The sequence below is a fragment of the Synechococcus sp. CBW1006 genome (genome assembly GCF_015840525.1).
Classification (GTDB): Bacteria; Cyanobacteriota; Cyanobacteriia; order PCC-6307; family Cyanobiaceae; genus CBW1002.
In genome coordinates this window covers 3,264,455-3,279,416 of sequence record NZ_CP060396.1, presented here as the reverse complement: position 1 = coordinate 3,279,416, position 14,962 = coordinate 3,264,455, and the positions used below count along the sequence as shown (strand labels likewise).

The following is a 14,962-nucleotide window of genomic DNA, read 5'->3' as shown; positions in this document are numbered from 1 at the left end:
GCCTTTTATTGGACAGTTCCGGCCCCTGACATCGTTAACCCAGGACGGGTGGAACATGGTTCGGCCTCAGTGTAGACCGCGTGGGGAGTTTTGCCTCCAAGGGAACTGTGAGGTCTTACATGGCAATACCGCCACAGGAAGCGGGCCAGGCTGATTTCAGCGTCCCAGCCATCGCTGTATGCCCGTAGGTAGACCTCCTCGTACTTGACAGTCCTCCACAGCCGTTCAACAAGGATGTTGTCGTAGCACCGCTTTCTGCCGGACCAGCTGATCTGGATCCGCTCCCCTTTGAGTCTGGCCACAAAGTCAGCGGACGTGAACTGACAGCCTTGATCGGAGTGGAAGATCTCTGGCCTACGGCCGCCTCCCAAGGCCATCTCCAGGGCCTCCAGACAGAACTTCGTGTCAAGGCTGTTGGAGAGCCTCCAGCTGAGCACATGCCTGGAATGGAGATCCATGATCGCCACCAGATAGAGGAACCCTTTCTGCAGAGGGATGTAGGTGATGTCGGTCGCCCAGACCTGATCCACCGACGTGACCTGCGTGAGGTCCACCAGGCAGGGGAACCGCACGGACGGATCACCTGGAACCGTCGTCCGGGGCTTCTGGTAGATCGCCCGTAATCCCATGCGCCGCATGAGGTTTCGCACTCGATCTCGGCTGATCGGGATACCATCTTGGGCCAGATAGTCCACCATCCGGCGGCTGCCGCTGCAGGGATCCTCCAGGTAGAGAGCATCGATCCTGGCCATGATCCGCAGCGTCGATACACGGACCGGTGTCGGCCGGTAGTACAGCGTGGATCGAGGCAGCCCCAGCAGCGCACACTGCCTGCTGATGCTGAGCTCGGGGTGGTCGTGATCGACCAGCTTGCGCAGTTCACGGGCATCAGAGCAGTTGAGACTTTTTTTTGAGCCACTCCAGCTCCATCTGCAGCCGTCCGATCTGCTGGAACAGCTCCGCCTCCTTGGCCTGCCCCTCCTCCTTGTCCTTGGTCTTCTTGCCTCGGGTGAAGAGCTCGCTGGCACCGTCCAGGAGCTGCCGCTTCCACTGGCTCACCTGGATCGGGTGGATGGCGTGGTCGGCGGCGATCTCCTGGATCGTCTTGCGGCCACTGATCGCCTCCATGGCGACCCTGGCCTTGAACTCGGGGCTGTGGGTGCGGCGCTTGCTCATCGGTGGGAGCCCCTTTCAGGGGCGGTACCCCGCCTCAGAGGTTAACGATGGGGCCTGTCCAGAAAAGCCAGACCACCTCACTCTATCTGTGTGCAGTGCTTTACCTGATTTATGTGCTGATCAGATTTATCGGAGAAGATCAGATCGTGCTTTCTGCCAGCGTCACGGAATCCGTTTAAGCAGCCCCCGGCTGAGACACCCGAAGATCGATCCAGAGTTGGAGGCCGCGGAGAAGTAGCGGTTCATCGACATCCAGCACTATAGGAATGCCGTTGAAGGGAAGATTGGCCAAGTAGGGCCTCCTGAAAAATGAATTCGGAGTCAGCCCAAACAAAAAGGAGACCTCTTGAGCACGCAGCCCGATCATCATGCTGCAGCTATCTGAGGCTTCAGAGGCACAGTGCGAATACTCCGACCGCCTTCCTTGACCAGGAGGAGGCATAGCAGGGCCGTAAAAAGGACAAAAAGAAGCTCCAGGAGCTTCTCGAGGTTCATCACCAGAACATTCAGTGCAATGGTTGAACCTTGGGTGACAGCGAGTTTCTCCCGGATCAGGCCCAATCCAAACCGTCGTTTGCCCTGACCGATCTTGCCCTCGACGGCATTGCGTTGTCTCTGATCATCCAGGAACTGGCGCTTCTCTTCAGCCAATAACTCTGGATCACTCTTGGGGCGACCGAGCCTTGGACCACTCAAGCGAATGCCGTGGCGCAGGCAGAAAGCTCGATTGGCTCGAGTTCTATAGATCTGATCTGCACAGATCACTTTTGGGTAGTGACCATGACGGCGGCGATAGGCCCTTGCCTGGGCTTTCAGGTCTTCTCCTTCGTTATAGGGATCAAAGCTGAGTCGATCCAGAAACGCAAAGCCTTCACATGTCACGGAGATGGAAATCTTCGCTCCGAACTCAACGTTGCAGCGTGCCTTACCACGCACGATGGGCCTGATATGGGCTTGGCTAAGGCTGACGATGCGGTCGGGAATGCTTCTGCTGTCAGACTGGTCAAGAATGTTCTGCTGACGGACAAGCTCACTGACAACCAAAAGCTTTTGGTAGGCATATCGACCAGCCGCCAAAAGGCTTGCACCACAGGCGGTTAGGGCGTCGATACTAGCCAGATTACGCCTGAGATGACCAAGCTGCTGTCTGATCGCCTTACGGATTTTATTAATTCGAGGCCTCTTCCTGGCTGAGTGACACATCTCAGTCGCAAGACTCACGCGACAGCCAGCTGCGGGTTGTGCTGGCGAGTCGGTCGTGATCGTGGTGGCAGCTCAACCTTGGAGAACCAAGTCCGAGCCTGCTTGTGCTGTGCCTTGCGGCTTGGGATGCAGGGCTCCAGCTCCTGCAGTGGGATCGATAGCCAGGCCATCAACCTGACGGTGGCATCGGCGACGACCATCTGCAGAGCACCCAGGCCGATGCGCAGAAAGCTCATGCCGCGCCTCCAGTGCGGATCCACCTGTCGCCTGAGGCCCGCCAGGCTGAGGGCATAGCCCTGCAGACACCCTGCCAGCACAGCGATGGCGACCACCAGCAGCAGCCGATCAATCCGCTGCGGGTCCCGCAGGCCGCTGTCAGCCAGCTGGAACACCCCGGACTTCTGATCGCGGAACAGCTGTTCGCAGCAGAAGCGCCGTCCGTAGCTCCAGACCAGATCCAGGCTCGGTTCTGCGTTGCTGATCAGGTACCAGGGCTCTTCCACTGGCAGGCCGGTGGGATGGGCCAGCACCAGGTTGGCTGTGTGAGATCCGTCAGCCCAGAGCCGCACGTTCCGGAAGCCACGGCATTGCCCGCGGCGTAGCCGCAACCGCCGCACCTGACAGCCCAGAGGCGCTGCGGTGCCGTGGATCTCGGTGTCGCGGGGCAGGCGCATCACATAGGTCCAGCCGGGTTGGTTCTCCAGCCAGCCCAGCAGTTCAGCGCAGGGAAAGGCCCGATCGGCCAGCAGCGTGATGGCTCCGAATCCAGCCAGGAGCCGATCCACCTTCTCCAGCAAGCCGATCGACACCGCCGCGCTGACGCTGGCGCTGGGATGCTCCAGGGTTTGCCACAGCAGCGGAATGGCCCGGCCGTGGCAGACGACCGAGACCACCACCACGCAGATGCGGTTCCAGAGCATGGTGGTATCGAGAGCCAGATGCAAGGCTTGGTCTGGGTTCTGCCAGCCCTGGATCGCCCAGAGGATCAGCGGGCCATAGAGGCTCTCGGCATCAATTCGGCTGTTGGCCAGCCAGCGCTGACAACGCCGCTGCCAGCTGGCCGCCAGGCAACGCCCCAGCGGCAGGCGCGTCTTCCAGTGATCAAAACAGACCGTTTGACTCAGCAGCAACCCGGCCACCATCCAGCCCAGGAGCACCAGATGCCGCTGGTCGCGAGCCGGGCAGTGTTGACGGAGAAAGCCGGTGAGCTCACAGTGGAGCCGGGCGTGGGAATCCACGAGGGATTGGCTTGGTGTGACAACCCCAACCTCTCACGGCTCCCTGCCCACCTAATCAACTGAGACCCGTTCTGTTGCAACGGGTCTCGGACTTGTGTCGGGCAGCCAGGGCCTCTTCTTCTTGGCCACGGCTAGAAACTGCTGCCTGGCTTGCTTGCGGTGCGTCCGAGGCTTATGGCCAAAAGCATCTCGGATCTGAGCATGCCTCGAATCGATCAATGCCTCGGTCAATTCTCGGGCTTCATTGAGCAGCGAGAGATCGGTGGGGTGACGAATATCTGCCGGAACACATGTTGCATCAATCAGCAATGAGCCCTGATTGGGTCGTTGCGTTTTGGATCCAATCTGCTGATCGACTGGGCGTGCGGCTCCGCCTCCATGGCTGCTGTCGTCATCGTGATCAGTAGCTGCTGCAGAGCGGATCACATTCAGGCCATGACGCACGATCCGTTCGTTGCAGTCATTCACCACCGATTCCGGAAGCCGTTTCCGGAAATACACCATCATCGATGGGTCAAATGGAGCTGAATACTGATAGCCCTCCAGTCCAATGAAAAACTGGAGATAGGGGTTCTCTTTGATCTGCTCAACGAGTTCTTCATCCGTGAGCCCCAAGCGGGCTTTGATGATCAAAGCTCCCAGCGCCATGCGAAATGGCTTCGCTGGAGCACCAAACCCCTTGCAAAACTGGGATGCATAGTCATGCTCCAAGTCGTCCCACGGGATCAGCTCGGCCAGCTTGATCCAGCGATTGTCACCGGAGAGTTGGCCACCAAATGGCAGGAAGAAATCCTTGAACGAGAGCTGATCACGATGCTCACGCCGATACATGTGGAAAACTCTGGGCGGCTTTTGGGCGCAAATGACCCCATTTGCCTACATTTTACCGCCAGAAACTGCTCACATCCATTGCGCCGCAACTGATCTGGCCTTATTCAGGAGGCCCCAAGTAAAGAGGCTTTTGGACTAGGACTGATTCGTGAGAAGCCTTCTGCGACGCAGGGGTAACTGTTGCACTGAATGTTCTGGTGATAAACTTCGAAAACTTCTGGAGCTTTCTTTATAATCGCGTTGCCATGCATTTTCCTCGCCATTGACAGTGATCAGTGTAGTTGCACTATGTCCTTAAATCCTCAGATGGCTGTGACGTGATGATTGGGCTGAATGCTCAGGCAAGTCCCATCTTTTTTGGCGCTAGCCCCAAACCAACTTTCCGAGGACGCCCCACCATAATATCGTTTTACCTATTTACGTTAGGGCACCTCGAAAAATACGGGATCTGCTGGATCCGGCAATTGAGACTCATTCTCCCGTCAAGCGTGGCTTGAGTGCTCCGTCTTGGTAGAGGCTATTTTTCGAGGTGCCCGTTATTTCTTGCGGGATCAAATGTTGGCTTGTCGCCAGAGATTGTGGATCTCCTGAGTCGCCTTAAGTCTTAATCTTCATTACGAGTATAGTCGTGTCATCAAACTGTTCCGCCCCTGATCTGTATTCATTGACCTGCTCTATCGTATCTGTCATGACTTTAGTTGCTGTCATTGCTGCGGGCTCTACCATCGCTAGCATTGTTTCGAGTCTTCTTATTCCCCACGCTTCACCTTCTGGGTTTCTAGCATCGATTAGCCCATCTGTGTAGGTGAATAGCATTTCACCAGGGTTCATGTCAGTGCATTTTGCAGTGTACTTGGACCCTGGGAAGATCCCCACTGCGGGACCGCTATTCTCTAGCTTCTCAATGACTCCTCTTGCTCGGATAAGTAGTGGTGATTCATGGCCAGCACACACATAACTTAGACGCTTCAGCCTATTCTCGTAAGCGCCTACAAATATTGTAGCAAATATGGCAGATTGGCCATGTCTTTTCGACATGTAGTCATTTACCTGAGTGATCGAACTCTCTAGGATATCCGCGGCATCAGATCTTTCGTCACCCTTTGACTCTTTGAGTAGTGCATAGTGAAGGAGGCTCTGAAATACGGACATGAATAGAGCGGAAGGTATACCCTTGTCACAGACATCAGCAATGATGACATAGGTCAGATCTTCATGAATTATCACATCATACCAGTCGGCGCCTACTTCATAGGCTGGATCAAAGTCCCCGGCTAGCTCAACTACGTCTGTTGATGGTAGCGATTGGATGATAAATTCTTTCTGGATATCGGCTGCAATCTGTATCTGCTTATCAGTTACTGCATGGGCAAGCTTCGCGTTTAGTAGAGCCCTCAGTTGTTTGCCAGTCTGATTTATATCATCATACAGCATCCCTATTTCGTCGTTCCTGTTATCGACAATCATATTGTCAAAGTTCCCAACTCTGAACTCGCGTACACCAGCGGCGGCCACTTGAATTGGCTGTGCAGCTTTTCGACAACTAATTACTACTACTAGTGTGATCATGCTGACAACGAGAAGTTGTCTAATTGCACTTTCGAGAACTTGCTGATATACCTTTGCCAAGGCAGAGTCTCTGTCACTTATTGCCACTATGTTCCAGTCTGCGTCTATTTTTTGGCTATATGTCAAAAACCAATGACCACTTGCCTTTATTTGATTTTGCTGCCCCCTCGTTGTTGCTGCCTGTCCAGCTCTGACTATTGGCCCCCATGGTCCATTGATTAGCTCAGTTGGTTTGAGAGTCGATATGTCATCATTGATTTTACTCACCGGAAAGATAACGTAGCCATCCCTGTGGACCATTAGTACCTCTATTCCTGTAAACACCTTATTCTGAAGAGAAATAAATGCCTGATTGCTACTTGCTCCTTTTTTTGCTGAGTCGCCGTCTTCGCTAATGCTTAGGCGAGCAGCCTCTGCCTCCATTCCCGAATCCTTTCCCGTGTCCCTCAGTTGAATGACGCTTGAAAGCACGCCTACTGGTTTAGCTGATGATGTCATGTATGGATTATCTCCGACTCCGTACACTGGTATACTGTTGACAAAGCATGCTGATCCTGTTAGGCAGTCGCCAAGCAGAGCCCATGAAGGTTCTCCATCTATCGATTTCTGAAAGTAAGATCTTTTCAAAACATGCGATTGCGTTACTGCCTTCTTGATTCCAGATGTTGTTGCTACTAGGCTTCCATCTCTCGACCAAAGCCGAATTGATCGATCTGGAAATACTACTGGAATGCGATCAAAGATCATTTGGGATTCCTCTTGATCAAGTTGTCTAATAGATGGAATATACGCCAAGACGTCTAGTAGATTGCCTATGCTTTCCTGCCATCTCTTTATGTCCATAGCGACAGCCTTGCCTTCTGCGACTAATCTTTCTTGTGACAATTTGATTACGTAGTCTCTATCTCTCAGTACACTGAAGATGTTGAAAGGAATGAGGATGGCTCCCATTCCAAGCCAGATACTGGTGATCAGCTGGTTTTGCAGCGATTTTGGTCGCCGGATTTTCTTGATTAGCTTAATTCGCCTGAGCCAGTCCATCTTGGCCATCCTGATTACGCCACCATGATGATGATATTGAATGAGTTCCCTGATTTCGAGTAGCTCTTTTGCTTCTCCTCAGGTCTAGAGCTGTGGCTTGCGAGGGAAGTCAATTTTGGACATTCTAATTTTAGCCTGTGTTTTTTTCGTTCGTAGGAATTTGCGGAAAATTTCCGGAAAGGCCGTGCTTTCCCTCTCGAGAGCCCATTTGCCTTCGCTCGGGCTGGTTATGGGCGTTTCACTAACTAAAGCGGCCGATTTCAGGCCTTCTTCCCCGTTGGCGTTATCTGAGCACGGCTGTCGGGCCACACCTATGGGCCCCTGCGCAGACCGGCGACGGCCTCCAGAAAACTGACGTGAGCCCTTCATTGGTCCAGCGCCAGCGATCAGCCAGGAGTTGAGCCTCGGGAGCCGTGGTGAACAGCTCGGTGTTGAGGAACTCATCACGGAAGCGTCCGATGAACGATTCTGCAACGCCGTTCTCCCATGTGGATCCAGGCTCGATGTAGACCGTGATGGTTCTGTCGCTGGCCTCGCACCAGTCCCGTAGTGCCTGGGCGATGAACTCAGTACTGTTCTCCGAGCGGATGTATGCAGGTGCGGGGTCAAGGCTCGTGAGCTCCTGAAGCACCGCCACCACATCCTTGGCCTTGAAGCGCCTGCACACTTGGATGGCCAGTTAGAGACGGCTGCGCTCGTCGATCACGTTGAGGAATTTAAGCCGGTGGCCGTCAGCGTTGGCGTTGAACTGGAAGTCCATAGCCCAGGCCGGGCCCGATTCTGCTTTCTCGGTGTGGGGCGTTGGAGCCCCTCCTCGTGCCAGAGCCGGTGCACCTGATTGTGGTTCACCAGCCAGCCTTCCCTGCTGAGCATGCGGTTCGCCATCCGCCGACCCCAGCGGATGTGCTCGCCCGCGATCTCCCGGAGGCTTAGCCGCAGATTGGCCTCCTCAATCTCGACAACCTTGACTGAATGTCGTTGAGTGCTGCGCTGTTGGCCCACCACCTTGCAGGCGAACCGCTCCGATACCTGGAACATGGCGCGCAGGGCCTCAACAACCCTGTTGCTCCGCAAGGTGCGCTTTGCAGCGCAACGTCGTTTCGGGTTCAGAAGTTTCCCTCGGCCAACTCCTACGGCTGTGCCGGGCCTGCGGCTAGAGCATTGCCTTCTCCAGCTCAGCCTCGGCCAGTAGCTTCTTGAGACGGGCGTTTTCCTTTTCCAGCTGATTCAACCGCTTGGCCTCCTCGGCCTGCATACCCCCGTACTGCTGTTTCCATCGGTGGTAGGTCAGTTGGGGGACTTCGATGGCGCGGCAAACGTCGGCGACAGTCTTGCCCTGGGTGATCAACTACTCAGCGGTTTCGAGCTTGCTGATGATCTGCTCAGCTGTGTGGCGGATTTGTGTCATGGTGAATTCGCCGGCCCAGTCTGGCCGGATGAGGACTCTCATTCACCGTGGTCCGATTTCCAGGGGCGACGTCAGGATGCGGACACCCAGACGCATCCGGGCATCAGGGATGGCCTTGAGGTAGCGCATTGAGAGGGGGCGATCCCACCGATATCAACCCATGCTCGCAGCCCCACCAACAATGCCTGTGACACACTTCGAATCATCCCTGGGTCTTGACCGCTGTTCTTGGTAGGAGACTTCTTGTGTTACGCCGACAATGCGCAGAAATAAAGCACGGTTCGGGCATTCTTGTTCAGTCGCCCTATACTCGAAATGAAGCGGAAGCGCTTCCACTGTCCGCTTCTAAACGATGACCAGCCGCCGCCGCCTTCTAGAGGGCTTTTCTCTTTCTGCGGGCATTGCTGCAACGAGTGCACTACACAGCATCCTCCAGCCAGCTTCCGCCATACCTCAGACGGATCTTCGGGCTGAGCTTGATTCATGCACCCCACAGGGGGATCTTTTTGAGGCATTGCTACAGCGAAACCAAATCTTCAGCAAAGCCTGGCGTCGCAGTATGCAGAGCTCCGACCCTAAGACTAGGATGCAGATCAAGCAGGCTATCTTTGATGAAAGCTGTCACATTAACCCCCAAGCCTTAGTCCAGGGACAGCGCCCTTGGGCAGCCATTCTAAGTTGCGCTGATGCCCGTGTAGCACCAGAGTGGATTTTTGGGCTCGGATCTGGTGAGTTGTTCCAAGTGCGAGTCGCTGGTAACAGCGCCTTCAATGACGGCATCGCCAGCCTTGAATACGCGGTAGCCGTGCTAGAAACGCCTCTAATTGTTGTAGTCGGTCACAGTGGTTGCGGCGCTGTTAAGGCTGCAATGGGCAAAGAACCTCTGACACCGCTGCTCGAGGATCTCGTGCAGCCGATCCGAGAATCACTTCGATCCGGCGACGATCTCACACAGGCTATTCAGGGCAACGCCCAATATGCAGCCAGGCAAATCACGCAGCGAAGCAACTTAATCGCCGAAGCCAAGGACAGCGGCAAAGTGCGCATCATCCCTGTCTATTTTGACCTGAATAGCGGGCTAATAAGCAAGCTTTAAAGCACATAGGCCAGAAACCCTTGGCCCACTCCACAGGGATTTCATTGTTAGAACCGCCAATGCCAGAGCCTGGGCTGCAAGCAGGGCCTGGTCCCAACGCCCTGTCACGGCACCATCGATCACGAACAGCGCGGTGGTGATCCCTAGGGCAGCAAGCGTGAGGCGGGATGAGTGGCAGACATCGTCGATCGCGTCGCTGCGTTCATCCAAGGCTCTGTTCTCCACCGAGGCGGGCCTTGCTGCGGATCAGCCAGCGGAATCCATCAAAAAGGTGCCTCGTAGCGGGCGCCTTATCACCGGTTGCGGATGGTCACCTTGGCAGTTGGGATGCCCTCCGGTCGGGTGCCTGTAGTTCAACGATCACGATGGGTTTGTCCCCGTGGTTGTCTCCCTGCCGTGTCGCGGCAGGGATCGAATGGACGAGTGACGGCACTGAGCAGAGATACTCAAGGCTTGGCCTGCTCAGTTGTTCACTCCGCCTGGGTTATGCAGCCCAGGTTTTGACGGTGGGGAGTGTGTTGGTGGCATATGACTCAAGCTCTACTGGATGGCGCTCACGCCGCGCCATCGAGGACAAGGTTTGTGCTGGTGTTTGACGCATTTCGAGGGCCGCGTCCCTTTGCGTGGTGTAAAACCCGAGGCCCGAATGCCCTGACTCAGAGGGTGAACAGGGTGGAATGACGGGCTGTCATTCCTGAGGTGCAGATGCACCTCGTTCTTCCACGATGAAACGAGACGATTGACTTGTCAAGTCTCTCGTCTGATCGCGGCTGTGTTGTGAGCGGCAGGAGTCTTCTATGCAGCCCAGGGGTTACAGCGCCGGCCCCCGGGCGGCGATCGAGGCCGCTGCGCCCTGTGGGGGCGCTGCCACCTCAATCACCTGGGGCCTGCGTCTTGCACCTCTGCGGCGGCGGCGCTGAGCAGGGCCGGCAGATCCTCCAGCTCCGGGATGGCAGCCATGCTTTCGGCGGAGAACATGCGGCGGCCTTCCAGCTGCCAATGCTCGTGCTGCTCCAGCAGCACCGCGCCCACCAGGCGGGTGATCGACGCGTCGTTGGGGAAGATGCCGACGACGCGGGTGCGGCGCTTGATCTCCTCGTTGACCCGCTCCAGCAGGTTGGTGCTCCAGACCTTCTTCCAGTGAGGCTGCGGGAAGTGACGGAAGGCCAGCACGTCCTCTCTGGCCTCGTTCATGAGCTCGGTGGCCTTGGGGAAGCGCTCCGCCAGCGAGGCGGCCAGGTCATCCCAGCGGCTGAGGATCTCTCCGGCATCCTCCTGAGCGAACACCGAGCGCAGGGCGGCGGTGACCATGCCCTGGTGGGCTTTGGGGACGCGCTGGAGAAGGTTGCGGGCGAAGTGGACGCGGCAGCGCTGCCACACACAGCCCTGCAGCTGGCGCCTGATGGCCTTGGTGAGGCCCACGTGGGCGTCGGAGATCACCAGCTTGACGCCAGTCAGGCCGCGCTCTTTGAGCGAGGCGAGGAACTCACTCCAGAAGCCCTCGCTCTCGCTGTCGCCCACCTTGAGGCCCAGCAGCTCACGGCGACCATCGGCGTTGACCCCCATGGCGACGACGACGGCCCTTGAGCAGACCTGCAGGGCCTTGCCCAGCCGGCCGTGGAGGTAGGTGGCATCCAGGTAGACGTAGGCGTAGCCGGACTCCTGCAGGGGCCGGTTCAGAAACGCCTGAACCTGCTCGTCGATGTCCTGGCAGATGCGACTGACCTGGGATTTGGAGATACCGCTCTGGGATCCCAGGGCGGCGACCAGGGCATCCACCTTGCGGGTGGAGACCCCACAGATGTAGGCCTCCATGATCACGCCGTAGAGGGCCTGCTCCACCCGGCGACGGGGCTCGAGGATCGAGGGCAGGAAGCTGCCAGCCCGCAGTTTGGGGATCAGCAGGTCGATGTCGCCTACCTGGGTGGTCAGACTGCGGGGCCGGTAACCGTTGCGATAGCCGAGCCGCTCCTCGGTGCGCTCGTGGCGGTCGGCACCCAGCACGGCAGCGACCTCCAGCTCGATCAGCTGCTGCAGGCCGTAACGGGCCAGCTCGGGGATCAACTCACCGGCAGTGCTGCCATCCAGTAGCGGCGCGAGGTCGGGTGCGGCACAGTAAGTCTTGGGCGTGTGTCACGAGTCAGCAGGTGAAAGCCAAGGCTGATGAAACTGCATCGGGGATGGGAGTGTGGCCTCCCGGGATCGGCCTGCAGGGGCTGGTACCAAACCACCCCGTGCTGCTGCGTTCAAAAGACGTGGTGGTGAGCGACGGGGAAACGGCGGACTGGATCCGTCAGGTGTGCGACGAGAAGGTGAGCGCAAGCGAACCGTTGATGACGCGCCGATATCTATTTCAGACGCTGCCAAAACGGGAGGCGGCCCAAATCTCCTGGATCAGTGTGGACAGAGCCTGTCTATGGACCACACGGCAGCCGGCGTATAGACGGCACGAGCTCATCGCAGGCCCTGATGCGGAACGTGAGAACCTGCCATGGAATGCCAAGGGAACATCCCAAGTGGTCACCACCATGAGGGTCAATACCGATGTCTGTGGCAGGGGCGGAGCAACCCGTAGTAGCGATGATGGGTCTGTAACGGACTCGGAGCCAAGGGGTTGCATCATCCCGTTTGGAGTCTCCCATCAACTGCCTACGGCAGGAGGAATGGGATGACAACAGACAAGCCGCTACCGATTACCAAGGTGATGGTCTGGAAGGCCTATCAACAGGTGAAACGGAACGGACAGGCGGCCGGTGTGGATGGCCAAAGCCTGGACGACTTCAACAAGGATCTGGAGAATAATCTCTACAAACTCTGGAATCGGATGGCATCAGGAAGTTATCTTCCGCCACCAGTTCGGCGTGTGGAGATTCCCAAATCCGGTGGAGGCGTCAGGCCGCTGGGTATCCCGACGGTTGCTGATCGCATCGCACAGATGGTGGTCAAGCAGGTGCTGGAGCCAGAGCTGGAGCTGATCTTTGATCAGGATTCCTACGGCTACAGACCGGGCAAGTCAGCGCATCAGGCAGTAGAGGTCTGCCGTCAGCGCTGCTGGAGGTCCAACTGGGTTCTCGATCTCGACATCAAGGGGTTTTTCGATGCTATCGATCACGACCTGTTGATGCGCGCGATCAAGGCCCATACCTCCGAGCGCTGGGTGGTGCTCTACCTGCAACGATGGCTGCAGGCACCGGTTCTGTTGCCGGATGGCACGCTCCATCCCAGGGACCGGGGCACACCGCAAGGTGGTGTCATCAGTCCACTGCTGGCCAATCTGTTCCTGCACTATGCGTTTGATGTGTGGATGCGCCGGAGCCACCCGGCCATTGCCTTTGAGCGCTATGCAGATGATGTGATCTGTCATTGCCACAGCGAGAAGGAAGCTCGGCGGTTGCTGGAGGCATTGCAGGATCGCTTTGCGTCCTGTGGCCTCCAGCTTCATCCCCAGAAGACCCAGGTGGTCTACTGCAGGGATAGCAACCGCCGGGCACCGTTTGCTGATGTCACGTTCACGTTTCTTGGTTTCGCGTTTCGGCCACGTGTGTCTCGCAATTCTCGCGGAGTCATCTACACAGGCTTTTTGCCGGCAGTGAGTCCGCAGGCTCTCCAGCGTATGCGGGAGAGGATTAGGTCGATAGGGCTTCCATCGCTCGTGTATCTGTCGCTTGAGGAGATCGCTAAAGTGCTGAATCCAGTGATTCGTGGCTGGATTCAGTACTACGGTCGTTTCTATAGGAGTATCCGTTCAGGGGCCGTGACGCAGCCGCGCAGCATTCACCGCCCTTGATCGCTGATCACCAAGCGACCACAGACACCACGATCGATGACGGCCGGCTCAGGGATTCGGCAACAGCGATGGCATCTCACCGCCGCGATGATGGGCGATCAAGGCCTGCTCCAGGAACTGCCAGATATCACGGCCCTGTTGCCGCAGGCTGGTGGTGACCGTGAGCAACCTGCTGCGGCAGATTGCACCCTGGCGGGATTGGACGCCATGGCTGATCTTGCGCTGAATCACCGAATGGCGCAGGGCACGCTCGGCTGCGTTGTTGGTGGGCTCGATCCCTTCAATCTCCAGGAAGGTCCAGAGGCCATCGCTCACTTGCAGCAACTGATGGCAGGTACGCACCGTCTTGGCCCACGGCGTTCGCTCGCCGCGCTGGCAGCCCAGCTCCACAACCCGCTGCAGCGTGCCCACAAACGCCTGGCGGATCGGCCGACAGCCCTGCTGCAACGTGGACCAGTCGATCGTTCCGTCTTTGTAGCGGTGCCACTGGGCAAACAGCTGCTGCTGCAGGCCCAGCAGCTCCGCTCCAATCTCACCGCTGGCGCCCTGACGGTCAGCGATGGCGGTGAGATCGCGGATCACGTGCGCCCAGCACAGCTGGCGCTGCTCCAGCGGGAGATGGTTGTAGGCGGAGAAGCGATCGCTCACCACAATTCCGCCAAAGGCATTCCCGAGCAGGTCGATCGCGGCGGCAGCCGAGCGGCTCAGGCTCTGCAAGAACACTGTCACCCCCATGGCGGTCACCATGACCCACTCCCAGCCGCGCCGGCCATCGGGGTTGCCACCGTCAGCATTACCGGTGGGGGCACCGGTTTCATCGACGTAGACCACCGACTGCTGACGGGCAAACGCAAGGGCCTCCTGCATGGGCTGCTCCAGTGCTGCACTCAAGCGCTGGCGGATAGTGGCCATCGCTCCCCGGCTGATCTGTACCCCCAGCAGCTGATCCAGCAGCGCCTGGGTCTTGCTGAAACTCAACGGGAAGGCACTACCCAGCAGACCCACCAGAGCACTGAGCCGGGGACCGTAATGGCTTACTTCCACCTCCGCCGGTAACGAGGCACAGGTGCTGGTGGAACAGCAGGGGCAGACCAGGCGGTGCAGCCGGTGCTCGATCACCAGAGGCGTGATCGGTGGAATCTCGATCACCTGGTGCCTCAAGGGCTCGGGATCCTGACCCTGTAGCAACGTGCCGCAGCGGCGGCAGGCCTGGGGGTGGTGCTCGACCACCTCATCCACCCGCTCGATCGGCAGCAGCTCCGGCCCAGATCCGGGATGGCCCGGCTGGCCGCCGCGCTTGCGGCCACTGCCCTTGCGTCGTTCGGGCGGCCTAAACCCCTGGCCATCACTGGAGGGAGGCTTGGAAGAATTGCGGGAGCTGCGGCCGATCCGCTCGCGCAGATGGGCCAGTTCGGTCGCCAGGGCGGTGAGCTGGACGCGGAGCTGCACCATCTCCTCCTGTTGAGCCAGGATGAACTCCCTGGCACCAGCTGGCCACGACAACCAGTCCACCTCGGAAATGCCAGCAGGAGGGGCGCCCATCTCAAGCAGTCTCTGCCTGAGATGCAAACGGGAATCAGGACGCCGTCAAGGGTTCAGCAGAGACGATGTTC

11 protein-coding genes and 4 pseudogenes are annotated in these 14,962 nt (G+C 57.7%); 3 read left to right on the top strand and 12 right to left on the bottom strand.

All coding sequences use genetic code 11. From position 1 onward, the window contains the following. Positions 1–5: 5 nt before the first annotated feature. Together H8F26_RS16205 and H8F26_RS19680 are read right to left on the bottom strand one after the other, a co-directional pair. Positions 6–839, bottom strand: a complete 834-nt coding sequence (locus tag H8F26_RS16205; RefSeq protein ID WP_231598221.1) for an IS3 family transposase — start codon at positions 837–839, stop codon at positions 6–8. Between the two features lie 49 nt (positions 840–888). Further along, positions 889–1,176 (bottom strand): transposase, encoded by a 288-nt coding sequence (locus H8F26_RS19680; RefSeq protein WP_231597691.1) that lies wholly within the window; start codon positions 1,174–1,176, stop codon positions 889–891. 109 nt (positions 1,177–1,285) lie between these two features. Between H8F26_RS19680 and H8F26_RS20310 the strand changes: the two are divergent. Next, a pseudogene (locus H8F26_RS20310) lies at positions 1,286–1,411 on the top strand (transposase); the annotation flags it as partial. Between the two features lie 191 nt (positions 1,412–1,602). Here H8F26_RS20310 and H8F26_RS16200 read toward each other — a convergent pair. From H8F26_RS16200 to H8F26_RS16170, 8 genes and pseudogenes are all read right to left on the bottom strand, one after another. Then, positions 1,603–2,364: pseudogene (locus H8F26_RS16200) on the bottom strand (transposase); the annotation flags it as partial. A 29-nt stretch (positions 2,365–2,393) separates the two neighbouring features. Next, positions 2,394–3,617: a transposase gene (locus tag H8F26_RS16195; RefSeq protein ID WP_197155748.1), complete on the bottom strand. Its 1,224-nt coding sequence runs from the start codon at positions 3,615–3,617 to the stop codon at positions 2,394–2,396. 102 nt (positions 3,618–3,719) lie between these two features. Next, positions 3,720–3,935: pseudogene (locus H8F26_RS20305) on the bottom strand (IS5/IS1182 family transposase); the annotation flags it as partial. A 107-nt stretch (positions 3,936–4,042) separates the two neighbouring features. Continuing rightward, positions 4,043–4,448 (bottom strand): annotated as a pseudogene (locus H8F26_RS20300) (transposase); the annotation flags it as partial. A gap of 597 nt (positions 4,449–5,045) precedes the next feature. Further along, entirely contained in the window at positions 5,046–7,067 is a 2,022-nt protein-coding gene (locus H8F26_RS16185; protein ID WP_197155747.1) for a PP2C family protein-serine/threonine phosphatase, read from the bottom strand. A gap of 274 nt (positions 7,068–7,341) precedes the next feature. After that, positions 7,342–7,725 (bottom strand): integrase core domain-containing protein, encoded by a 384-nt coding sequence (locus H8F26_RS16180; protein ID WP_197155746.1) that lies wholly within the window; start codon positions 7,723–7,725, stop codon positions 7,342–7,344. 35 nt (positions 7,726–7,760) lie between these two features. Further along, positions 7,761–8,096 (bottom strand): IS3 family transposase, encoded by a 336-nt coding sequence (locus H8F26_RS20295; protein WP_370594635.1) that lies wholly within the window; start codon positions 8,094–8,096, stop codon positions 7,761–7,763. Positions 8,097–8,211: 115 nt separating this feature from the next. Then, a complete protein-coding gene (locus H8F26_RS16170) occupies positions 8,212–8,406 on the bottom strand; it encodes a transposase (protein ID WP_197155743.1) in 195 nt (64 codons plus the stop codon). Positions 8,407–9,052: 646 nt separating this feature from the next. Between H8F26_RS16170 and H8F26_RS16165 the strand changes: the two genes are divergently transcribed. Further along, a complete protein-coding gene (locus H8F26_RS16165; protein WP_231605297.1) occupies positions 9,053–9,562 on the top strand; it encodes a carbonic anhydrase in 510 nt (169 codons plus the stop codon). Positions 9,563–10,438: 876 nt separating this feature from the next. Here H8F26_RS16165 and H8F26_RS16160 read toward each other — a convergent pair. Next, on the bottom strand, positions 10,439–11,650 hold the full coding sequence (locus H8F26_RS16160; RefSeq protein ID WP_197158913.1) for an IS256 family transposase: 1,212 nt from the start codon (positions 11,648–11,650) through the stop codon (positions 10,439–10,441). 580 nt (positions 11,651–12,230) lie between these two features. On the opposite strand from H8F26_RS16160, the gene ltrA reads away from it, so the two are divergent. Continuing rightward, positions 12,231–13,349, top strand: a complete 1,119-nt coding sequence (gene ltrA / locus H8F26_RS16155; protein ID WP_197155739.1) for a group II intron reverse transcriptase/maturase — start codon at positions 12,231–12,233, stop codon at positions 13,347–13,349. 48 nt (positions 13,350–13,397) lie between these two features. Here the strand turns inward: ltrA and H8F26_RS16150 are convergent, their stop codons facing one another. Beyond that, positions 13,398–14,891, bottom strand: a complete 1,494-nt coding sequence (locus tag H8F26_RS16150) for an IS66 family transposase (protein WP_197154297.1) — start codon at positions 14,889–14,891, stop codon at positions 13,398–13,400. Positions 14,892–14,962: the final 71 nt, after the last annotated feature.